The sequence below is a fragment of the Actinomadura logoneensis genome (genome assembly GCF_003428695.1).
Taxonomy (GTDB): domain Bacteria; phylum Actinomycetota; class Actinomycetes; order Streptosporangiales; family Streptosporangiaceae; genus Spirillospora; species Spirillospora logoneensis.
This window is the reverse complement of record NZ_QURH01000330.1, coordinates 1-20,548: the sequence shown is the minus strand read 5'-3', so window position 1 is coordinate 20,548 and position 20,548 is coordinate 1. Positions and strand designations below refer to the sequence as shown.

At 72.5% G+C, this 20,548-nt stretch carries 21 protein-coding genes, 1 pseudogene and 1 riboswitch; of the genes and pseudogenes, 13 read left to right on the top strand and 9 right to left on the bottom strand.

Annotated features, from left to right (window positions below; all coding sequences use genetic code 11):
* Both DZF91_RS21255 and serA read left to right on the top strand, forming a co-directional pair.
* The coding region (locus tag DZF91_RS21255; RefSeq protein WP_199486776.1) for a M1 family metallopeptidase at nucleotides 1–1,396 on the top strand (1,396 nt) is incomplete at its 5' end.
* 301 nt (nucleotides 1,397–1,697) lie between these two features.
* Nucleotides 1,698–3,287 (top strand): phosphoglycerate dehydrogenase, encoded by a 1,590-nt coding sequence (serA, locus tag DZF91_RS21250; RefSeq protein ID WP_117359206.1) that lies wholly within the window; start codon nucleotides 1,698–1,700, stop codon nucleotides 3,285–3,287.
* Between the two features lie 462 nt (nucleotides 3,288–3,749).
* Here the strand turns inward: serA and DZF91_RS21245 are convergent, their stop codons facing one another.
* From DZF91_RS21245 to DZF91_RS21230, 4 genes are read right to left on the bottom strand one after another with little or no spacing between them, the layout of a single operon-like run.
* Complete coding sequence (locus DZF91_RS21245) at nucleotides 3,750–4,724, bottom strand: ROK family protein (protein WP_199486775.1); 975 nt, start codon at nucleotides 4,722–4,724, stop codon at nucleotides 3,750–3,752.
* A complete protein-coding gene (locus DZF91_RS21240; protein WP_117359205.1) occupies nucleotides 4,721–5,935 on the bottom strand; it encodes a sugar ABC transporter permease in 1,215 nt (404 codons plus the stop codon). Before DZF91_RS21240 ends, DZF91_RS21245 begins: the two co-directional genes overlap by 4 nt.
* Nucleotides 5,932–6,672, bottom strand: a complete 741-nt coding sequence (locus DZF91_RS21235) for an ATP-binding cassette domain-containing protein (RefSeq protein WP_117359204.1) — start codon at nucleotides 6,670–6,672, stop codon at nucleotides 5,932–5,934. The genes DZF91_RS21240 and DZF91_RS21235 overlap by 4 nt, the downstream gene beginning before the upstream one ends.
* Nucleotides 6,669–7,760, bottom strand: a complete 1,092-nt coding sequence (locus DZF91_RS21230) for a sugar ABC transporter substrate-binding protein (protein WP_117359203.1) — start codon at nucleotides 7,758–7,760, stop codon at nucleotides 6,669–6,671. The genes DZF91_RS21235 and DZF91_RS21230 overlap by 4 nt, the downstream gene beginning before the upstream one ends.
* Nucleotides 7,761–7,890: 130 nt before the next feature.
* On the opposite strand from DZF91_RS21230, the gene DZF91_RS21225 reads away from it, so the two are divergent.
* From DZF91_RS21225 to DZF91_RS21205, 5 genes are all read left to right on the top strand, one after another.
* The gene (locus DZF91_RS21225) at nucleotides 7,891–9,108 is read left to right on the top strand and encodes an ROK family transcriptional regulator (protein ID WP_147341240.1); all 1,218 of its coding nucleotides are present in this window, start codon (nucleotides 7,891–7,893) and stop codon (nucleotides 9,106–9,108) included.
* Nucleotides 9,108–9,779 carry a (2Fe-2S)-binding protein gene (locus DZF91_RS21220; protein ID WP_117359201.1) on the top strand — a complete coding sequence of 224 codons (672 nt, stop codon included), beginning with the start codon at nucleotides 9,108–9,110 and terminating at the stop codon, nucleotides 9,777–9,779. The genes DZF91_RS21225 and DZF91_RS21220 overlap by 1 nt, the downstream gene beginning before the upstream one ends.
* Nucleotides 9,780–9,867: 88 nt before the next feature.
* Nucleotides 9,868–11,055 carry a helix-turn-helix domain-containing protein gene (locus DZF91_RS21215; protein WP_117359200.1) on the top strand — a complete coding sequence of 396 codons (1,188 nt, stop codon included), beginning with the start codon at nucleotides 9,868–9,870 and terminating at the stop codon, nucleotides 11,053–11,055.
* A gap of 81 nt (nucleotides 11,056–11,136) precedes the next feature.
* The gene (locus DZF91_RS21210) at nucleotides 11,137–11,370 is read left to right on the top strand and encodes a hypothetical protein (RefSeq protein WP_117359199.1); all 234 of its coding nucleotides are present in this window, start codon (nucleotides 11,137–11,139) and stop codon (nucleotides 11,368–11,370) included.
* Nucleotides 11,370–11,648 carry a hypothetical protein gene (locus DZF91_RS21205; protein WP_117359198.1) on the top strand — a complete coding sequence of 93 codons (279 nt, stop codon included), beginning with the start codon at nucleotides 11,370–11,372 and terminating at the stop codon, nucleotides 11,646–11,648. The genes DZF91_RS21210 and DZF91_RS21205 overlap by 1 nt, the downstream gene beginning before the upstream one ends.
* 5 nt (nucleotides 11,649–11,653) lie before the next feature.
* Here DZF91_RS21205 and DZF91_RS21200 read toward each other — a convergent pair whose 3' ends face one another.
* Nucleotides 11,654–12,055 carry a MerR family transcriptional regulator gene (locus DZF91_RS21200; protein WP_117359197.1) on the bottom strand — a complete coding sequence of 134 codons (402 nt, stop codon included), beginning with the start codon at nucleotides 12,053–12,055 and terminating at the stop codon, nucleotides 11,654–11,656.
* 47 nt (nucleotides 12,056–12,102) lie between these two features.
* On the opposite strand from DZF91_RS21200, the gene DZF91_RS21195 reads away from it, so the two are divergent.
* A complete protein-coding gene (locus DZF91_RS21195) occupies nucleotides 12,103–12,900 on the top strand; it encodes an MBL fold metallo-hydrolase (protein WP_117359196.1) in 798 nt (265 codons plus the stop codon).
* Between the two features lie 41 nt (nucleotides 12,901–12,941).
* Here DZF91_RS21195 and DZF91_RS21190 read toward each other — a convergent pair whose 3' ends face one another.
* Both DZF91_RS21190 and DZF91_RS21185 read right to left on the bottom strand, forming a co-directional pair.
* Complete coding sequence (locus DZF91_RS21190; protein WP_117359195.1) at nucleotides 12,942–13,682, bottom strand: CbtA family protein; 741 nt, start codon at nucleotides 13,680–13,682, stop codon at nucleotides 12,942–12,944.
* Nucleotides 13,682–13,906, bottom strand: coding sequence for a CbtB domain-containing protein (locus DZF91_RS21185; RefSeq protein WP_117359194.1), 225 nt, complete (start codon nucleotides 13,904–13,906; stop codon nucleotides 13,682–13,684). Before DZF91_RS21185 ends, DZF91_RS21190 begins: the two co-directional genes overlap by 1 nt.
* Before the next feature lie 32 nt (nucleotides 13,907–13,938).
* A riboswitch (cobalamin riboswitch) is annotated at nucleotides 13,939–14,126 on the bottom strand.
* A 97-nt stretch (nucleotides 14,127–14,223) separates the two neighbouring features.
* On the opposite strand from DZF91_RS21185, the gene DZF91_RS21180 reads away from it, so the two are divergent.
* The 4 genes from DZF91_RS21180 (at nucleotide 14,224) to DZF91_RS21165 (ending at nucleotide 18,788) form a co-directional block, all read left to right on the top strand.
* On the top strand, nucleotides 14,224–15,279 hold the full coding sequence (locus tag DZF91_RS21180; RefSeq protein WP_117359207.1) for a 3-isopropylmalate dehydrogenase: 1,056 nt from the start codon (nucleotides 14,224–14,226) through the stop codon (nucleotides 15,277–15,279).
* 189 nt (nucleotides 15,280–15,468) lie between these two features.
* Nucleotides 15,469–16,569: a branched-chain amino acid aminotransferase gene (locus DZF91_RS21175; protein WP_117359193.1), complete on the top strand. Its 1,101-nt coding sequence runs from the start codon at nucleotides 15,469–15,471 to the stop codon at nucleotides 16,567–16,569.
* A gap of 296 nt (nucleotides 16,570–16,865) precedes the next feature.
* The gene (cimA, locus tag DZF91_RS21170) at nucleotides 16,866–18,446 is read left to right on the top strand and encodes a citramalate synthase (protein ID WP_117359192.1); all 1,581 of its coding nucleotides are present in this window, start codon (nucleotides 16,866–16,868) and stop codon (nucleotides 18,444–18,446) included.
* A gap of 48 nt (nucleotides 18,447–18,494) precedes the next feature.
* The gene (locus tag DZF91_RS21165; RefSeq protein ID WP_117359191.1) at nucleotides 18,495–18,788 is read left to right on the top strand and encodes a GNAT family N-acetyltransferase; all 294 of its coding nucleotides are present in this window, start codon (nucleotides 18,495–18,497) and stop codon (nucleotides 18,786–18,788) included.
* 71 nt (nucleotides 18,789–18,859) lie between these two features.
* On the opposite strand, the gene DZF91_RS21160 is transcribed toward DZF91_RS21165, so the two are convergent.
* Complete coding sequence (locus DZF91_RS21160) at nucleotides 18,860–19,753, bottom strand: hypothetical protein (RefSeq protein ID WP_117359190.1); 894 nt, start codon at nucleotides 19,751–19,753, stop codon at nucleotides 18,860–18,862.
* Nucleotides 19,750–20,067 carry a PadR family transcriptional regulator gene (locus DZF91_RS21155; RefSeq protein ID WP_199486774.1) on the bottom strand — a complete coding sequence of 106 codons (318 nt, stop codon included), beginning with the start codon at nucleotides 20,065–20,067 and terminating at the stop codon, nucleotides 19,750–19,752. The genes DZF91_RS21160 and DZF91_RS21155 overlap by 4 nt, the downstream gene beginning before the upstream one ends.
* Before the next feature lie 276 nt (nucleotides 20,068–20,343).
* Between DZF91_RS21155 and DZF91_RS21150 the strand changes: the two are divergent.
* Nucleotides 20,344–20,548 (top strand): annotated as a pseudogene (locus DZF91_RS21150) (hypothetical protein); the annotation flags it as partial.

Below are 20,548 nucleotides of genomic sequence, written 5' to 3'. Positions count from 1 at the left end.
GGCCGGTGCCGTCGGCGTCCTGCTCGCCGGGCAGGCCGCCGTGCAGGCGGCCCCGCCGTCCGCCGGGCCGGGGGCGCCGGGTGTCGGCGACCCCTACTACCCGGACTATGGCAACGGAGGCTACGACGTCTCCCACTACGGGCTCAAGCTCCGCTACCAGCCCGCGACCGACCGGCTGGACGGCGTCGCGACCCTGCGGGCCCGTGCCACGCAGGGCCTGACCAGGTTCAACCTCGACTTCGGGCTGACCGTCGCGAAGGTCACGGTGAACGGCCGGCCCGCGAAGTTCAGGGCGGAGGGCTCGCACGAGCTGGTCGTCACGCCGTCGCGGACGCTGCGCAGGGGCGAGCGCTTCACCACGGTCGTCAGCTACGGCGGCGTGCCGTCCGCGGTGAAGATCAACGGGTTCACCAGCTGGCAGCGGACCACGACCGGCGGCGTCGCGGCGAACGAGCCCGAGAGCGCCTGGTGGTGGTACCCCAGCAACGACCACCCGCGCGACAAGGCCGCCTTCGACGTCTCGGTGACCGTTCCGTCCGGCCACCAGGCGATCAGCAACGGCGTCTCCACCGGGGTGCGCAGCAAGGGCGGCTGGACGACCTTCGGGTGGCGCGAGACCCGTCCGCAGGCCACCTACCTCGCGACCCTCGCGGTCGGGAAGTTCGACGTCGTCAAGGGCCGCACCCCGAACGGGCTGCCGTACGAGTACGCGATCGGCTCGGACCTGCCCGCGGACGTCAAGGCGCACGCGCTGACCAGCCTGAAGCGCACTCCCGAGATCCTCAGGTGGGAGAGCGGCCTGTTCGGGCGGTACCCGTTCGAGGCCGTCGGCGGGACGGTCCCGAACACCAAGGCCGGGTTCGCCATCGAGACCCAGACGCGGCCGTTCTACAGCCCCAAGTTCTTCGCCAAGGGCAAGCCGAACTTCAGCGTCGTCGTGCACGAGAACGCGCACCAGTGGTTCGGCGACAACGTGTCCGTCCACAACTGGAAGGACATCTGGCTGAACGAGGGCTTCGCCACCTACGCCGAGTGGCTGTGGAGCGAGCACGAGGGGACGGCCACCGCGCAGCAGCTCTCCGACCAGACCTACAACGCCCACCCGGCGGGCGACGCCTGGTGGAACCTGCTGCCCGGCGACCCCGGCGCGCAGGACCCGTTCGCCGACCAGGTCTACGACCGGGGCGCGATCGCGGCCCACGCCATCCGGCTGCGGGTGGGGGACAAGGCGTTCTTCAAGGCCCTGAAGACCTGGCAGGCGGCCAAGGGCGGCGGCGACGCGACCGTGGCCCAGTTCGTCCGGCACGTCGAGCGAGTCTCCGGCAGGAACATCGACGACCTGATCAAGACGTGGCTGTACACGCCGGGCCGTCCGGCCAAGGCGCCCGGCCACTGATCCACGGGTCCCTCCTCCCTCCCGGCGCCACCGGCTCGTCCGCACCCCAGCGGACGGGCCGGTGGCGTTTCGCGCGCGCGGGGCCGGAGGGCGCGGTGGACCGGTCGTCCACCTGCGGTGGGACGGACGGTGGAGGGGTTCGCCGGACGGTCCGCCGGGGTTACCGATGAGTGTCGTGGGGGCCGCCTTCCGGTATCCGGGGCCCCTATAGACTCGGGGGGCAGGCGAGGGCACGACGGGGTGAGCTCGCGACGTATCCGCACAGCTAGTGCAGACAATCCACCATCCGAAGGACTGTTCCTTGAGCAAGCCTGTCGTCCTTGTCGCTGAAGAACTCTCCCCGGCCGGCCTCGCGGTCCTCGAGAACGACTACGAGGTCCGCCACGTGGACGGCGCCGACCGCACCGCCCTCCTCCCGGCCGTCGCCGACGTGGACGCGCTGATCGTCCGGTCCGCCACCAAGGTCAACGCCGAGGTCTTCGAGCACGCGGCGAAGCTCCGCGTGGTCGCCCGCGCCGGCGTCGGCCTCGACAACGTCGACGTCGAGGCCGCCACCAAGGCGGGCGTCATGGTCGTGAACGCCCCGACCTCCAACATCGTCACCGCCGCCGAGCACGCCATCGCGCTGCTGCTCGCCACCGCCCGCAACGTCCCGCAGGGGCACGCGGCGCTGAAGAACGGCGAGTGGAAGCGGTCCAAGTACACCGGCGTCGAGCTCCAGGGCAAGACCGTCGGCGTGCTCGGCCTCGGCCGCATCGGCGTGCTGGTCGCGCAGCGCCTGGCCGCGTTCGACATGAACGTGATCGCGTTCGACCCCTACATCCAGGCCGCCCGCGCCGCGCAGCTCGGTGTGCGGCTGGTCACGCTGGACGAGCTGCTCGCCGAGTCCGACTTCATCACCGTCCACCTGCCGAAGACGCCCGAGACGCTCGGCCTGGTCGGCGACCGCGAGCTGCACCTGGTCAAGCCGTCGGTGCGGATCGTGAACGCGGCGCGCGGCGGCATCGTGGACGAGGCGGCGCTCGACCTGGCGCTGAAGGAGGGCCGGGTCGCGGGCGCGGGCCTGGACGTGTTCTCCACCGAGCCCTGCACCGACAGCCCGCTGTTCGTGCACGACAACGTCGTGGTCACCCCGCACCTCGGGGCCAGCACGCACGAGGCGCAGGAGAAGGCCGGCACGCAGGTCGCCCGCTCGGTGAAGCTGGCGCTGTCCGGCGAGTTCGTGCCGGACGCGGTGAACGTCCAGGGCGGCGCGGTCGCCGAGGACGTCAAGCCCGGCCTGCCGCTCGCCGAGAAGCTCGGCCGGATCTTCACCGCGCTCGCCGGGGGCGTCCCGGTGCGGCTGGACGTGGTGGTCCGCGGCGAGATCACCGGCCACGACGTCAAGGTGCTGGAGCTGGCCGCCCTCAAGGGCGTGTTCTGCGACGTGGTGACCGAGTCGGTGACCTTCGTCAACGCGCCGCTGCTGGCCCGCGACCGGGGCGTGGAGGTGTCGCTCACCACGTCCGAGGACAGCCCGGACTGGCGCAACACCGTCCAGGTGCGCGGCACGATGGCCGACGGCGAGGTGATCTCGGTCTCCGGCACCATGACCGGGCCGAAGCACCACGAGCGGATCATCGAGATCAACGGCTACGACATGGAGCTGCTGCCCACGGCGCACATGGCGTTCTTCTCCTACAGCGACCGTCCGGGCATCGTCGGCGTGGTCGGCAAGCTGCTCGGCGACGCGGGCGTCAACATCGCCGGGATGCAGGTCGGCCGGGACGTCAAGGGCGGCCGGGCGCTGATCGCGCTGACCGTGGACGAGGCGATCCCGCCGCAGCTCGTGGACGCCATCGCCGCCGAGGTCGGCGCCGACATGGGCCGCCGGGCGGACCTGGACTCCTGACGTCCGCGGCCTCCGGGCCGCCTCGGGACCCCGACGGGCGGGTGGTTGCGACCACCCGCCCGTTCTGTTTGCCCAGTTCACCCGATATGTCGTCTCACGATGTGGGATGGATGGCCACCGGTCAAGACAAGTCGCCGATCCAGAGGTAACGTCGGAAGGGAGCAAAAGCGGCGTTCCGTGGACATCCTCCGCTGCCGCGAGCGGGTTCCGACAGGACCCGGGAACGTGCGAACCACGATCCCCGGGCCCGCCCCGCGCCCACATCGCCAGCGACATCCGGAGTACCACCATGCGTACCGACATGCAGTCACAGATCTCCGCCACCCTGCCCGACGACGACGCCGAGGAGGCCAAGCGCGCCCTGCAGACGGCCCTGGACCGCCGCGGCCTCTGACCGCGCCCTCCGGGGCCGAGCCGGGGCAACCGGCGCTTGGTCGCCTGCGCGGTCGGCGCGACCGGCCGTCAGGCGCCGGACAGGGAGTCCAGCGCGAGGGCGAGGGCTCCGCGCAGGGCCGCGTCCGCGCCGAAGTGCGCGGGTTTCAGGACGGGCGGGAACGGCGCCGCCCGGTCCAGCAGCCCTTCGACCCGGGACACGAGCGCGGGCTCGGCGGCCATGCCGCCGCCCAGCACGACCCGTTCCGGGTCGAGGACGATCGCGAGGTTGGCGATCGTCATCGCCAGTTCGCCCAGCGCGCGGTCGCGCAGCACGCGCAGTTCCGCCGGGACGGACGCGCCGAACAGCTCGCGGGCGGTGATCTCCCGCCCGGCGAGGACGGACGCGCGCCGCGCCAGCCCGCCACCCGACACGTCCTCTTCCAGGGGCGCGCGTCCGGCGGCGTGGCCCGGTTCGCCGGGGGAGCGCAGCAGGTAGCCGATCTCGCCCGCCGCGCCGTTCGCGCCGCGCACGACCCGCCCGTCCGCCACCAGGCCCGCGCCGAGGCCGGTGCCGACGTTCACGTAGAGGCCGGTGCCGGTTCCGGCGAGGCCGCCCCAGCGCAGTTCGGCGGCGGTCGCGGCGTTGACGTCGTTGTCCAGCCGGACGGCCGGCGCGGCGAGCCCGTCCCGCAGCAGCCGGGGGAGCGGCAGCTCCTCCCAGCCGGGCACGTTCGGCGCGAGCAGCACCCGGTCGTCCCGGACGACGCCGAACGTGGCGACACCGGCCGCGAGCAGCGGCCCCGCGTCCCGCCCGGTCTCGCCGGACAGGCGCCGGGCCGCGTCCAGGGCGCGGTCCAGGACGGTCCGCGCGCCGTCGCACGCCAGGGTCGCCAGCCGGACGGTCCGCAGCACGGTCCCGTCCGGTGCGGCGGTCGCCATCGCGATCTTGGTGCCGCCGAAGTCGATCCCGAGCACGAAGCCCGCGCCCGGCTCCGTCCGTCCCGGCTCCGGCCGTCCGGGCTCGGGCCGTTCCAGCCCCGCCTTCTGCCGCCCGGCGCTCACCGGCGGCCACCGCGCGCGGCCGAGTCGATCGCGACGGCGAGCGCCAGCACCCCGGCCGTGACCATGAAGCGGACCGAGGAGTCCACGTTGAGCAGCAGCATCCCGTTCGCCACGGACTGGATGACCAGGATGCCGAGCAGGGCGGCGTAGGCGCGTCCGCGCCCGCCGAACAGGCTCGTCCCGCCGATGACGGCCGCGGCGATCGCGTTCAGCAGGATGTCACTGCCGCCGGAGCTCTGGTTCACCGCCGACAGCCGGCTCGCCGCGAGGATCCCGCCCGCCCCGGCCAGCACCGACGACGCGCAGAAGACCAGGATCCGGACGCGCGTCACCGCGATGCCCGCCCGCCGCGCGGCCTCGGCGTTCCCGCCGACGGCGTACACCCAGCGTCCGGGGAGGGTGAGCCGCAGCACCAGGTCCAGCAGGACGACCAGCCCGCCGAAGACCACCAGGGTCAGCGGGACGCCCCGGTCGCCGGACAGCACCGCGACGCCTGCGGCGAGCACCGCCACCAGCCCGCCGGTGCGCAGGACGGCCGGGAGCGGTCCCGACACCGGTAGTCCCGTCCGCGCCCTCGCCCGCCGGACGAGCAGCTCCGTGACCAGGTACGCCGCGCCCGCCGCGACCACGACCGTCCAGCTCAGCCAGGTGGGCAGCCAGGTGTCGCTGAGGGCGGCGACCGGCCCGTCGAACGGCAGGTTGATCGTCCCGTCCCGGCCGAGCAGGTAGAGCATCAGGCCCTGCCAGCCGATCAGCCCGGCGAGGGTGACCACGAACGACGGCATCCGCAGGACGGTGAACATCAGCCCGTGCGCGAGCCCCACCAGCGCCGCCGCGCCCAGCGCGAGCAGCACCGCGAGCCCGGCCGGGACATGGTGGTGGACGTTCAGCACCGTCATCACCACGGCGGTGAGGCCGCTCACCGAGCCGACCGACAGGTCGATCTCGCCGAGCAGCAGGACCAGGACGATCCCGAGCGCGATGGTCCCGGTCGCCGCCATCTGCAGGGCGAGGTTGGTGAGGTTCTCGCTGGACAGGAAGTGGCCGTTCAGCGAGCCGAACACCACGGCGATCAGCGCGAGCCCCGCCACGACGGGCAGCGCGCCCGGCTCGCCCCCGGACGGTCTCGGGAGCCGGACGCGCCGTCCGCGGGTCTTGGGGACCACGACCGAGCGGCCGAGGATCGAACGGCTGAGGAGGGTGCGGTTCATGCGGCGGCCCCCGCTCCCGTGATGGCGGCGAGGACGGCCTCGGTGGTGGTCTCGGCGGTCGGGAAGACGCCCGCGGCACGTCCCAGGCGCAGCACGGCGATGCGGTCGCTCACGGCCCGGACGTCCGCGAGGTTGTGCGAGATGACCAGGACTGCCAGCCCCCTCTCGCGCAGGCGGCGGATCAGCGCCAGGACCTGCGCGGTCTGCTCGACGCCGAGCGCGGCGGTCGGCTCGTCCAGCAGCACGGCGCGCGGCTCGCCCAGCAGCGCGCGGGCGATGGCGACGGACTGGCGCTGCCCGCCGGACAGCGAGGCGACCGGGGTCCGCAGGTCGGGGATGCGGACGTCCAGGGACGCCAGCAGGTCGCGCGCGGTGCGTTCCATCCGCAGCGAGCGCAGCAGCGACCAGCGGTGCGGCTCCGCGCCGAGGAACAGGTTCGCGACGACGTCGAGGTTCTCGCAGAGCCCGAGGTCCTGGTGGACGGTCGCGATGCCGAGCGCGCGGGCGTCGTGCGGCCGGACGATCCGCACCGGCTCCCCGCCGAGGACGATCCGCCCGGTGTCCGGCACCACAACCCCGGAGAGGATCTTCACCAGCGTGGACTTGCCCGCGCCGTTGTCCCCGACGAGCGCCGTCACCTCCCCGGCGCGCAGGTCGAGCGTCACGTCGTCCAGGGCCCGGACCGCGCCGAAGGAGCGGCCCACGCCCCGCGCGGAGAGGACGGGCTCGCCGTTCACCGGAGCCCCGCGTTCTCGCAGGCGGTGGCGGCGTCGCCCGCGCAGATCCGGGAGACGGTGTAGAAGCCGTCCTTGATGATCGTGTCCTTGATCCTGTCGCGGGTCACGGCCGTCGGGGACAGCAGGAAGGCCGGGATCCCGCCCGAGCCGTTGTCGACCGTCGTCGGCGCGGCGGGCTTCTCGCCGCGCGCGAGCGCGACGGCCAGCTCGGCCGACTTGTACGCCTGCGCCTTGATGTTGAGGTAGACGGTCATGTACTGGTCGCCGGACAGGATCCGCTGGACGGCCGTGAGCTCGGCGTCCTGCCCGGTGATCGGCGGGAGCGGACGGTACCCCGCGCGCCGCATCGCGGTGATCGCGCCGCCCGCCATCCCGTCGTTCGCCGACAGCACGCCGACGATCGAGTCGCGGCCGAGCGCGGTGATGGACTGCTCCATCTCCTGCTGCGCCTTGTCGGGGCTCCAGTCGGGCGTGTCGTACTCGCGGCCGATCGGGACCTTCCCGTCCAGGACGCTGTGCGCGCCCTTCTTGTAGTCGGCCGAGCTGGGGTCGGTGGGCGCGCCGTTCAGCATGACGATGCGGCCCTTGCCGAGGGTGTGCCGGGCGTTGAGCGCGTCGAGCAGGGCCTGCCCCTGCATCTGGCCGACGCGCACGTTGTCGAACGAGACGAAGTAGGCGTACTTCACGCCGGTGATGAGCCGGTCGTAGGCGATGACCGGGACGTGCCGCCGTCCGGCCTCGTTGACCTGCGGCGCGACGGCCTTGGCGTCCACGGCGTCCAGGGCGAGCACCTTCGCGCCCCGGGTGAGCGCGGACTCGACCTGGCTCTGCTGCTTGGCGGGGTCCTGGTCGGCGTTGGCGTAGACGACGGCGCAGCGCGGGCAGAGCTGCTTGACGCGCTGCTCGAACAGCGGGCGGTCGAACGCCTCGTACCGGGTGGTCTTGGACTCGGGGAGCAGGAGCGCGATGGTCGCCGAGTCGCGGGAGGAGGTGCCCTTGCCGCCGCCTCCGCAGGCGGTGAGGGCGACGAGGAGGGTGACCGCCGACGCGGCGGTCCGGGGGGTTCGCGGCCGGATCGTGGTGTGCATGGCACGCACCGCCTTCTGGGTGGCTCGCCGGTGATTTGAAAGTAAGAGAGGCTTCCTAACAAAACAAGGGCATGCGACGATCCGGTCTGGGACATGCGGAGCAGATGCGGACGGAACACCGGGAGGACCAGTGGCGGGGGCGACCGGCAGGCCGGTGGCGAGCACCACCAGCGTGCTGAGGGTGATGAACGAGCGGGCCGTCTACGAGCGGATCCGCGAGCTCGGGCCGGTGTCGCGGCCGGAGGTGGCGCGCGAGACCGGGCTGTCCAAGCCGACGGTGTCGCTCGCGCTGGCCGACCTGGAACGCGCCGGGCTCGTCCGGACCGTCGGGCACCGCACGGGCAACGCCGGCCGCGCCGCGATGCTGTACGAGATCCACCCCGACGCCGGACGGGCCGCCGGCATCGACGTCGGACGCGAGTGGGTGCGCGCCGCGCTCTGCGGCCTGGACGGGAAGGTGCTGGCCAGACGGGACGTCCGGACGCGCGCCGGCGGCCCGGACGAGTTGACCGGGCAGTTGGTGTCCCTCGTGGACGAGCTGGCCGCCGAGGCCGGATGCGCGCCCGCCGACCTGACCCACATCGTGATCGGCACCCCCGGCGTCCACGACACCGAGGCCCACCGGCTGCGCCTGGCCCCGAACCTGCCCGGCTGGGAGACCCCGGGCGTCACCCGCGACCTGGCCGAACGGCTGCCCGCGCCCGTCCTCATCGAGAACGACATCGCGTTGGCGGCCCTCGGCGAGCAGGCGCACGGCCTCGGACGCGGCGTCCCCGACTTCGTGTTCCTTTCCGTCGGGACGGGCATCGGCATGGGGATCGTCCTCAACGGTGAGCTGTACCGGGGCGCGCGCGGAGCCGCAGGTGAGATCGCTTTTCTGCCGCTCGGCGAGACCGACCCGCTCACGCGTGCACCGGAGGCGCAGCGGCACGGCATGCTGGAGAGCGTGCTCTCCGCCGCAGGTCTCGTCGCCACCGCCCGCCGTCTCGGCATGGACGGCCGTCTCACCACCGCCGGTGTCTACGACGCGGCCCGAGCGGGCGATCCGCTCGCGGTCGAGGCCGTCCAGTACGAGGCGGGGAACGTGTGCCGGGCGCTGGCCAGCGTGATCGCGGTGCTCGATCCGCGCCTGGTGGTGATCGGCGGCGGTCTCGTCCGGCACGGTCAGGACGTCCTGCTGGACGCGGTCCGCGACCGCCTCGCCGACATGACGCCGCTCGACCCGCCACCGGTCGAGCCGTCCGCGCTGGGAGCGGACGCGTCGGTGCTGGGCGCGCTCGCCATCGGCGTCACCACGGCGATGGACATCGTCTTCCACCGTGACGTCGCCGAACCGGCGGTCGGCTGATGGACGAGGTGAAGGAAGTCCTCCGCCGCGCCGCAGCGCTCGGTCCCTACTTCGCCGTGTCGACCGACCCGGACGAGGAGGTGGACCCGACCTGGCGTCCCCTCCCCGAGACCGATCCCGAGCGCCTCGACGGACTCATCGACCAGTACGCCCAGCGACTCGGCACCGGCGATCGGCGCGTCGCCGCGAGCATCCTGTTCCAGGGCGTCGCGTCGCGCCTGTGGTCGCCGGTCGTCGCGTCCGCGGCGCTCGGCGTCGTGCCCGACCTCGCGTCCCTGCACTGGCGCTGGGCTCCTGGCGCGCCCATCGCCCTGTGGCTGGCGGACCCGACCGGGTGGCCCGCGTCCCCGGCCCGCGCGATCGAGACCGTCGTGGACGGCCAGCTCCGCCCGCTGCGCGACACGATGGCGAAGGTGGTCAAGCTCGCGGACGGCCTGATCTGGGGCAATGTCGCGTCCGCCCTCGCCGGAACCCTCTACGCCGCCCGCACGTCCCCCGACCTGGCGGCCACGCTGGTCCCGTTCGTGCAGGACCTCCTAGCGCTCCCACCCCTGGCCACCGCAGGCGAGCTCACCCCGCGCGGTTACGTCCGACGAAGCTGCTGCCTGTACTACAAGGTCCCACCCGGTGGCGAGATGTGCGGCGACTGCGCCCTCCTCCACCGCTCCTGATTCCGCACCCCAAAACCCATTGGGCCCATCCCAACCCGCCTCCCGGCTCGTAGCCTGAAAGCGCCACGGCTCAGGAGGTGCAGTTCCCATGGCACAGGACGGCACGACGGAGACGGTTGGGACCCGCATAGCCCGCGCGCGCAAGCGGCGTGGCCTGACCCAGCATGGCCTTGCGCAGCGGGCGTCCTATTCGCGAGGCCACATCGCACAGGTGGAGGCCGGGCAGAAGGTGGCGACCCCGGCGTTCGTGGCTGCGGTGGCGGCGGCGCTGAAAGTGGACGCCGCCGACCTGTACGGCCAGCCGTACAGGTTGCCGGGCCACGATGACCGCGTGCACGCCTTCATCCCCGAACTGCGTCGCATCCAGGCATTTGTGGACGTGGGGCCCGAGCTCGCGGGCCCACCTCGCAGCATCGAGGTGCTCGCGGCCGAGGTGGCGACGGCGCGCAAGCTCACGGCCATGGCCCAGTTGTCGAAGATGGGGGCACGCCTGCCCGCCGTCGTGGAGGAGCTCGCGTACTGGGCGCACGAGACAGACGACCCGAGGGTGTGGCGGCTGCTCAGCATGGCACTCAGGTCCGCCGTCAGCCTGGCCCGGCGCCTCGGCTACACCGGCGACGCGCTGGCTCTCCTCGGATGCGCCATGGACACGGGCCGCCGGTCGGGTGACCCCAACCTCCCCGCCCTGGTCGCGCTCATCCGTGCGCTGGTGCTCATCAGCCTCAACCAGCAGGAACTCGCACTGGTGCTGCTCGACCGGGCGGCCGCGTCCGTCGATCCCGCACGTCCGGACGCCGCAGAGATCGGCGGCGCGCTCGACCTGCGCGCGGCCATCGTCGCCGCCCGGGCCGGCCAGCACACGAGGAGCTGGGACTACTACGGGCAGGCCATGGAACGTGTGCGCGCGGGGAGGACGGGCCAGGTCGTCCACCACCTGGAGTTCACCGCCGCGAACGTCGCCATCCACGGCGCGGCCGTCGCCGCCGAACTCGGGGAGCTGGACGAGGCCGCGCGCCGCGACCGTGAGGTCGGCGAGCGCACGCTCACCGCGCTGCCGCCGGAACGTCGCGCGCACCACGAGATCGACATGTCGCGCGTCCACGTCGAGGCGGGTGACCACGCCAAGGCCCTCGAACGCCTGGCCAGCGCCGACCGCATCGCGCCGCAGATGGTGACCTTCCACCCCACCGCGCGCTCCGTCGTCGCCCACCTCGTGGACGTCCGCCGCACACTCCCCGAACCGCTGCGCCGCATCCAGCACCGTATGGCCGTCTAGCAACCCGGTCGGGCACACGACAAGGAGTCCGTGCACCAACCTGGAACACTACGCAGAGTCTCCGTTGCGACTCTGTGCGTCATGACGCAGAAAGCGCGCCCGACGGCGAACCAGACGGCAGCAATCGAGAAGGCGCTCCGGGAGGAGTTTCCGGGGTGGTCGATCATCTGCACCCGGGACACCGGGCGGTGGTGGGCGCTGCGCGGGCCGGGGCCCGGCGAACTCGTGCAGCACGGCGCGTCCGCCGCCGAGGCCGATACTCCCGAACTGCTCCGTGAGCAGTTGCGCGCGTATGTGCGGGCCGAGGCCGACTGATGAACGCGCTCGCCGAACTCCAGGAACTCCTCGTCACCCGTGGGCTCCGTGTGAAGGCGCACCTCGGACCGCCGCCCGGCCACGCCGTGACCGCACTTCTCGTGGCGAACCCGGCCATCTCGTGCGTGGGGGAGACCGTCCGCCTCCGCGCTGACGCGCTGACCGACTCGTCCGGGACGGGTCTCGGTGACATCTTCGAGGCCGCCGACAGGATCGCGGGCCGGTTGCGGACGCCGGAGACCATCGCCTGGTGGCTCGCGTGCCTCCTCGACGGGTGATTCGCTCAGATCCCGGCGGGGACGCGGCCGATGGCTTGCTTGAAGTCGGGGCACTCGACGACCGGGTCGTGGTCGCACACCGAGGCGTGCCGCAGGCTGTCGCGCAGGCGGGTGAGCTGCGCGATCTGGTCGTCCAGGGCGTCGGCCTTCGCCGTCATGCGGTCCCGGAGCCCCTCGTCCCCCGGACGGACGGCGAGGAACGCGGCGACCTCGGCGACCGTGAACCCGGCGCTCCGCGCGCACGTGATCATCCCGAGGCGTTCCAGCACGTCAGGACGGTACGCGCGGCGCAGGCCGTTCCGTCCGGCGGGCTCGATCAGCCCCTTGGCCTCGTAGAACCGCAAGGCGGACGGCGCGACCCCGGAGCGCCGCGCGACCTCGCCGATGTCCAGCAGGGAATCGTCCATTCCCGCCTCCTTGACTTGAAGCGCGCTTCAAGTCGCAGCATAGCGGCATGAAGATCCACCACCTGAACTGCGGTTCCATGCGCACGATCGAAGCGACCTACGACGGGCCCGCGCCCGGCCCGGCCGTGAACCACTGCCTGCTGGTCGAGACCGACGCGGACGGCCTGGTCCTGGTCGAGACCGGGCTCGGGCTCGGCGACGTCCGGGACCCGGCGGGCTCCCTGGACGCGGACTGGATCGCGATGGCCGCGCCCGCGCTGGACGAGGCGGAGACCGCCGTCCGGCAGGTCGAGGCCCTGGGGTACGACCCGTCCGACGTGCGGCACATCGTCGTGACCCATCTGGACGTCGACCATTGCGGCGGCCTCCCGGACTTCCCGGACGCCGCCGTCCACGTCCTGGCCGCCGAGCGGGACGCGGCGCTCGCGCCGGGTGCCGCAGCCCGCTACCGCCCGGCGCACTGGGCGCACGGCCCCAAGTGGGTCACCTACGACGGCACGTCCGACGAGCAGTGGTTCGGCTTCACCTCCATCCCCTTGAAGGGCCTTCCGAAGGAGATCAAGCTCATCCCCCTGGGCGGGCACACGGCGGGCCACGCTGGGGTCGCCGTCCGGGACGCCGACCGGTGGCTGCTGCACTGCGGCGACGCGTACTACTACCACCGCGAGATCCTGGACGGGAAGGAGCCGCACCCGATCATGGACGTCGTCCAGACCCGTTCGCAGATCCATCCCGACCTGCGGCTCGGCACCCAGGCGCGGCTGCGGGAACTGGTCCGCGACCACGGCGACGAGGTCGAGGTGTTCTCCGCGCACGACCCCTGGGAGCTGGCCCGCCACGTGTGACGGCCGGGGGCCGGCGAACGCCGTCGGCCCCCGACCCTCTCCTATCTGCGCACGGCCCGTTCGGTGAGCCATCCGAAGAGCAGTCCGAGCGTCGTCCACAGGACGGCCTGCATCCCCAGCGAGGCGATGCGGAAGTCCCACAGCGTCTCGGCCGGGAAGCCGTGCGGAACGGCGTCCGGCTTCGGTGTGATCGCGAACAGGACCGCGTTGACCAGCACGAACGCGACGACCGACAGGGTGACGGCGTTCCAGGTCCCGAACCGGGGCGCCAGCCGGCGGCACAGGACCACGGCCCCGACGACGGTGGCGATGCCGATCGCGACCATGCCGAAGTACAGGGCCGTCCGGCTGCCGATCGTCTCGGGGTTCCCGACCGCCGGGGGAGTCGCCGGGTACTTCAGGAACGGCACGCCCTCGACCGCGACGAACCCCAGCAGCGCGACCAGCGCGGCCGTGGCGCGCGCGTGCAGGGCGCCGAGGCGTCCGTAGGCGAAGGCGAACGCGATCGCGAAGATCCCGCCGACCGCGACCCCGTAGAACCCGACGGCGGTGACGAGGCCCGCCGTCTTCTGGACGGTCCGCGACACCACCTCCACCTCGTGCCCCGCGCCGTGGTCGGCGTGCGCCTCCTCGAACGCGATCGCGTTCCCGACCTGCGGCTCGCCGTAGATCCAGGCGACGACCAGGGCGAGCGCCGCCCCGGCGATCCCGGCGAGCATCCCCCGCAGGAGCAAGGAGCGCATGGTCATCGCGGGGGAGGGCGCCGCGACGTCCGCCGCCATCAGTGGCAGGGGAAGCCGAGCAGGTGCCGGCCGTCGTGGGTGAACTCGTGCACCCAGGTGCCGGAGAGCAGGGACGTCGCGCCCTGCTCGGCGCCGACGAAGTAGATCAGGACGAGCCCGAGGACGGCGGCGAACACCGCCCACGGGACGATGTCGCGGACGGGGATCGACAGCGGCGCGGGCCGCGGGACGGCGCGCTCCTCGGCAACGGCGGACTGGGCCATCAGGGGTCTCCTCACGGGGTGCACTCGCCCCGGTAGCGGGAGGACGACGGGTCAGTGTCCTGACTCCCAGATCTCCGCCTCCCGCCGACCTTCCCGCCGGAATCCGGCCGTGGTCACGCGCGGGGGAGGCTCCCTGGTCACAGTGGCGGGACCGTCCCGGAATCGCACCGGGTTCCTGCGCACCGTCGCCTCGATGTGGACTTGTCAGCCGAAGCGTCCCCTTCGGGGGGTTCCGCCGTCAAGTCTCCGGCCGCACCATTCGTCTCACGAGCTGAGACGAGTGCTCATGGACTGAGACAATGCGGTACAGTCTGCGCATGGCTTCCCGCAGCATCCGCCTCGCGGCCATCCCCGGAGACGGGATCGGCCCGGAGGTCGTCGCCGAGGGGCTGAAGGTCCTCGACGCCGTCGCCCCCGCCCACGACCTGAGTTTCGAGCAGACCGAGTACGACCTCGGCGCGGCCCGCTACCACCGCACCGGCGAGGTCCTTCCGGACTCGGTCCTCGCGGAGCTGCGCGACCAGGACGTCATCCTGCTCGGCGCGATCGGCGACCCGTCCGTGCCGTCCGGGCTGCTGGAGCGGGGCCTGCTGCTGCGCACCCGGTTCGAGTTCGACCACTACGCCAACCTGCGCCCCGTGAAGCTGCTGCCCGGCGCGTCGTCCCCGCTCGCGGGCGTCGGCCCGGACGACATCGACATGCTGGTCGTCCGCGAGGGCACCGAGAGCCTGTACGCCGGCACCGGCGGCGTGATCCGCAAGGGCACCCCGCACGAGATCGCCACCCAGGAGAGCGTCAACACCGCCTTCGGCGTCGAGCGGGTCGTCCGGTACGCGTTCGAGCAGGCCGCCGCGCGTCCGCGCAAGAAGCTGACGCTCGTCCACAAGGACAACGTGCTCGCCTACGCCGGTGATCTCTACCAGCGCGTGCTGAAGCGCGTCGGCGAGGAGTTCCCGCAGGTCGAGACCGACTACTGCCACGTGGACGCCGCGACGATGTACTTCGTCAACCAGCCGCGTCGGTTCGACGTGATCGTCACCGACAACCTCTTCGGCGACATCATCACCGACATCGGCGCGGCCGTCGCGGGCGGCATCGGGCTCGCCGCGTCCGGCAACGTCAACCCCGACGGCACCGCCCCGTCGATGTTCGAGCCGGTGCACGGAAGCGCCCCCGACATCGCGGGGCAGGGCAAGGCGGACCCGACTGCCACTATCCTGTCCGTCGTGATGCTTCTGGACCACCTCGGCGAGACCGCGGCGGCGCGCCGCGTCGAGACCGCCGTCGCCGAGGACCTCATCGAGCGCGCGGGTGCGGGCGTCCGCTCCACCGCGCAGATCGGTGACGCCATCGCCAAGCGAGTAGCCGGGTAGGCGCGCTCGCCGACCAGCCGTGACCGGGCGCGCCGCAGACGGCGCGTCCGGTTTTCGTGGTACCCGCCGTCTCCGGTGCGCCGGTCCTGCCAGGTCGTGAACCAGGTCTGGACTAAGTACGACAATAGGCACTAGGGAAGGTCGGGACGGCAACGGAGCCGCCTGGCGATCCGGGAGAGGACATCCACGATGAGCACGCTGGACTTCGAGATCATCCGCAACGAGAACCCCGTCTCGGCGGAGGACCGCGCGGGAATCCTGGCCGATCCCGGATGGGGCCAGCACTTCACGGATCACATGATCACGATCCGCTACCACAAGACCAAGGGCTGGCACGACGCCAAGCTCCAGCCCTACGGCCCGATCACGCTCGACCCCGCCGCGCAGGTCCTGCACTACGCGCAGGAGCTGTTCGAGGGGCTGAAGGCGTACCGGCAGGCCGACGGCTCGGTCGTCATGTTCCGCCCGTTCGCCAACGCCGCCCGGATGAACACCTCGGCCAAGCGGATGGCCATGCCGGAGATCCCCGAGGAGGTCTTCGTCGAGGCCCTGGAGCTGCTGGTCTCCACCGACCGCGACTGGGTCCCGACGACCGAGGGGCACAGCCTCTACCTGCGGCCGTTCATGTTCGCCACCACCCGGCTGCTCGGCGTCAACCAGCCCGCCGACGAGTACCTGTTCATGATCATCGCGTCGCCGTCCGGGAACTACTACGCGCGCGGCATCAAGCCGGTCACCGTCTGGCTCTCGCAGGACTACACCCGCGCCGCCCCCGGCGGCACGGGCGCGGCCAAGACCGGCGGCAACTACGCCGCGTCCTTCGCCGGGCAGGCGCAGGCCGTCGCGCACGGCTGCGACCAGGTCGTCTGGCTGGACGCGGTGGAGCACCGGTGGGTCGAGGAGGTCGGCTCGATGAACCTGATGTTCGTCTACGGCTCGGGGGCGCAGCCGCGCATCCTCACCCCGGCGCTCACCGGAACCCTGCTCCCCGGCATCACCCGCGACTCGATGCTCACGCTCGCGCCCGACCTCGGCATCCAGGTCGAGGAAGGCAAGATCAACATCGACGAGTGGCAGCACGGCTGCGAGTCCGGCGAGCTGACCGAGGTGTTCGGCTGCGGCACCGCCGCGATCATCAGCCCGGTCGGCGCGGTCAAGGGCGCCGACCGCGCGTGGACGATCGGCGACGGCGAGCCGGGGCCGATCTCCATGCGGCTGCGCGAGGAGCTGATCGGCATCCAGTTCGGCCGCCGCCCCGACCCGTACAACTGGGTCCACAAGGTCGTCTGACCTTGAACCCACGCGGGCGTCCGACCGCGTTCCGAGAGGCCCCGCGAGACGGTTTTCCGCCGTCCCGCGGGGCTTTCTCACGCCCGCGACCAGGGGCTGTCTCGGCATGTGAGATGCAAGTTGGCATATGTGAGACGGCTGTGCCATGCTCGGGGCATCATGCGCAGCAGCCTCGTGATTATCGGCTGGCGCGCCGGCAACTGACGGAACACCGCCGGCGCGCAGACCTCTCACGTCCGTGAGGGGTCTTTTCGTTTTCCGGCGTGGTTCCGTCGTCCTCGAAGGGTTCACCGCACATGCAGGGCGACGCATTCCACGTGTACGACACCACGCTGCGTGACGGCTCGCAGCAGGAGGGCCTCAACCTCTCCGTGGACGACAAGCTCGCCGTCGCGCGCCACCTGGACGCGCTCGGGGTGAGCTTCATCGAGGGCGGCTGGCCGGGCGCCAACCCCAAGGACACCGAGTTCTTCCGCCGCGCTCAGACCGAGCTGGGGCTGAGGAACGCGCAGCTCACCGCGTTCGGCGCGACCCGCCGGGCCGGTGTGAAGGCCGCCGACGACCCTCAGGTGGCCGCCCTGCGCGACTCGGGGGCGCCCGTCGTGACGCTCGTGGCCAAGAGCCACGACCGGCACGTCGAGCTGGCCCTCCGCACGACCCTGGAGGAGAACCTCGCGATGATCCGCGACACCGTCTCCCACCTGCGTGCGGAGGGCCGCCGCGTCTTCCTGGACGCCGAGCACTTCTTCGACGGCTACCTCGCCAACCGCGCCTACGCGCTGGAGGTCGTCCGGACGGCCGCCGAGGCCGGGGCCGACGTCGTCGCGCTCTGCGACACCAACGGCGGGATGCTGCCGGACGAGCTCGCCGACGTCGTCCACGACGTGGTGTCGGTCGGCGCGCGCGTCGGCATCCACTGCCACGACGACTCGGGCTGCGCGGTCGCCAACTCGCTCGCCGCCGTCCGCGCGGGCGCGACCCACGTGCAGGGTTGCGCCAACGGCTACGGCGAACGCAGCGGCAACGCCAACCTGTTCACGCTCGTCGGCAACCTCCAGCTCAAGCGCGGGATGCGGCTGGTCTCCGACGACCAGCTCGCCCTCATGACCCGCACCGCGCACGCCGTCTCGGAGATCACCAACGTCGCGCCGTCCTCGCAGCAGCCCTACGTGGGGCTGTCGGCGTTCGCGCACAAGGCCGGGCTGCACGCGTCCGCGATCAAGGTGGACCCCGACCTCTACCAGCACATCGACCCCGCCGCCGTGGGCAACGACATGCGGATGCTCGTCTCCAGCATGGCCGGCCGCGCCTCGGTCGAGCTGAAGGGCCGCGAGCTGGGCTACGACCTGTCCGGCGAGCGCGCCGCCGCCGTCGTCACCCGCGTCAAGGACCTGGAGTCCACCGGCTACACCTTCGAGGCCGCCGACGCGTCCTTCGAACTGCTGCTGCGCGAGGAGCTCACCGGCGTCCGCCCCCGGCACTTCGACGTGGAGTCCTGGCGGACGATCGTGGAGCGCCGCCCGGACGGCTCCATGATCTCCGAGGCCACCGTGAAGCTGCATGCCAAGGGCGAGCGCATCATCGCCACCGGCGAGGGCAACGGCCCCGTCAACGCCCTCGACAACGCGCTGCGGCTCGCGCTCGGCCGCCTCTACCCCGAGCTCGCCCGGATGGAGCTGACCGACTACAAGGTCCGCATCCTGGAGGGGACGCACGGCACCGACGCGCGCACCCGCGTGCTCGTCGAGTCCAGCGACGGCGAGCGCGAGTGGGGCACGGTCGGCGTCGAGGACAACGTCATCGCCGCGTCCTGGCAGGCGCTGGAGGAGGCCGTCACCTACTGCCTCCTGCACGCCGGTCACGAGCCTGTCAGCTGAGGCGGCCCAGGTGGGGAATCTTCACGGCCTCGGGGGAATTGAGCGGACATGACCAAACTCGTCAAGGACGACCGCGAGCGGAACCGCTACGAGATCACGGTGGACGGCGCCCTCGCCGGCTTCGCCGAGTACCACCTGCGCAAGGACGGCCGGACGGTCGTCTTCACGCACACCGAGATCTTCCCGGAGTTCGGGGGACAGGGCGTCGGGGGAGCGCTCGCCCGCGGCGCGCTGGACGACGTCCGCGCGGGCGGGCGCACGGTCGTCCCGCTGTGCCCGTTCATCAAGGGCTGGATCGACAAGCACCCCGACTACCAGGACCTCGTCGTTCGACCCGCCTGACCCGACCGCCGCCTGACCCGGCGTCCTGCTCTGACGGGGCGGTCGGGCGGAGGCCCGCGTCCGCGCCGGGGTCAGGCGGCCGGACGCGGCCGGGAACGCACTCCCAGGGCCAGGACCAGGAGGAGCGCGACCGCGACCTCCGCCGCCCGGGGCCAGGGCACCGCCACCAGGTGCCCGAGGTCCAGCAGCGGCGCGACGAGCAGCGCGCCGAAGCGCCGTCCGGACGCGGTGCGCAGGCCGTTCAGCAGCAGGACGCCCAGCATGATCACCCATGCGTACTCGTAGTACGGCGTCTCACCCGAGAGCAGGTGCAGGCCGAGGGGGTACTGGAGCCCGACGAGCCCCTGGGCCGCGAACGTCAGCCCCGCGACCGTGACCATGGGAACGGTGACGCGCCGTCCGAGCACCTGCGCGCCGCGCCGCGGACCGTCGGAGAACGCCAGCCCGGCCAGCGCCACGACGGGCACCACCAGGCTGAGCGCCATCGTCCCGTACATGGACAGCGTGAGCGGCGTGTGGCCGGTGAACATGTAGACGCAGAGCGCCAGGACGGCCGCCGCCGCGAACCGCCGTCCGTAGACCCCGCCCCACCAGGCGACGGCCGCGATGACGGCCCAGGAGGTCCAGAGGGGCACCCGCCCCGCGAACCCCGACCAGTACCCGGGCCCCGTCGTGAGCTCGCCGGTGAGGGCCCGGACGGTCGAGTCGACGAACCACACCGTCGAGATCGTCATCAGCAGCGGCGCCACCAGGGCGGCCACGGCCAGCGCGTCCCGCCACTCGGGAGTCGTCCAGAGGGCGCCGAGCGCGCCCAACCGCATCCTCAGACCGCTCACGACCAGGTCGAGGGACTCCCGCGGGCCGCCGCCGCACTCGGCGAGGACGTCCAGCATCTCCTCGCCGTACTCGGCGCGGTGCCGCCGCGGGTAGGCGTACAGCAGCCGCCGGCTCCACTTCTGGTTCACGCCAGGCCTCCCGCCGTGCCGAGCCGGCGCGCGGCGGTCTCGGCCCCGTGTCGCATGCGCCGGACCTCGGCCGCCAGCGCGTCCGCGCCGGCGGCGGTGATCCGGTAGTAGCGGCGCATCCGGGTGTCCACGACCTCCTCGCGGTCCACCTCGATCATTCCCGCGCCGCGCAGCCGGTCCAGGGCCGCGTACAGCGTCCCGGTGCGCAGCCGCACCCTGCCCTGCGAGATCTCGGCGGCGTCCGTGATGATCCCGTAGCCGTGCTGCGGCCCGGCGGCCAGCGCGGTCAGGATCAGGAACGTCGGCTCTTGCATCGCCCGCTCACTCATATGATCAACTTATGCCGATGATCTACCTATGGGCAACCCTCGGGGCGCCGGGCCGGTTCGCCGCCGGCCGGTGCGCCCTGCCTGGGCGGGCCGACCTGCGGTAACGACGCTCGGTGGTCGCGGGGACACCAGAAATGCCGTCGAACATGCGCAAACCGGTGGCGGGCGCGGCGCGCGGCGGCCACCATGAGTGATCCGAGACCGCGCGCCGTGGGCCTTCCCCGGCGCGCGTACGCACCTCAGAGCCGAGCCGGAGAACCCATGCCCGTCCGCACCTGGCGTCCCGAGTCCGCCCGGACCGCCGAGGACGACACGTTCGCGGGCGTCGCCTTCGGCCTCGGCGCGACCTTCGAGCGCGACGGCGACCTGGAGCAGGCCGCGGCCTGGTACCGCCGCGCCGCCGAGGCCGGCAGCCCGGGCGCGGCGCTGCGCCTCGGCGACGTCCTCGGCCGGCTCGCCGACGAGC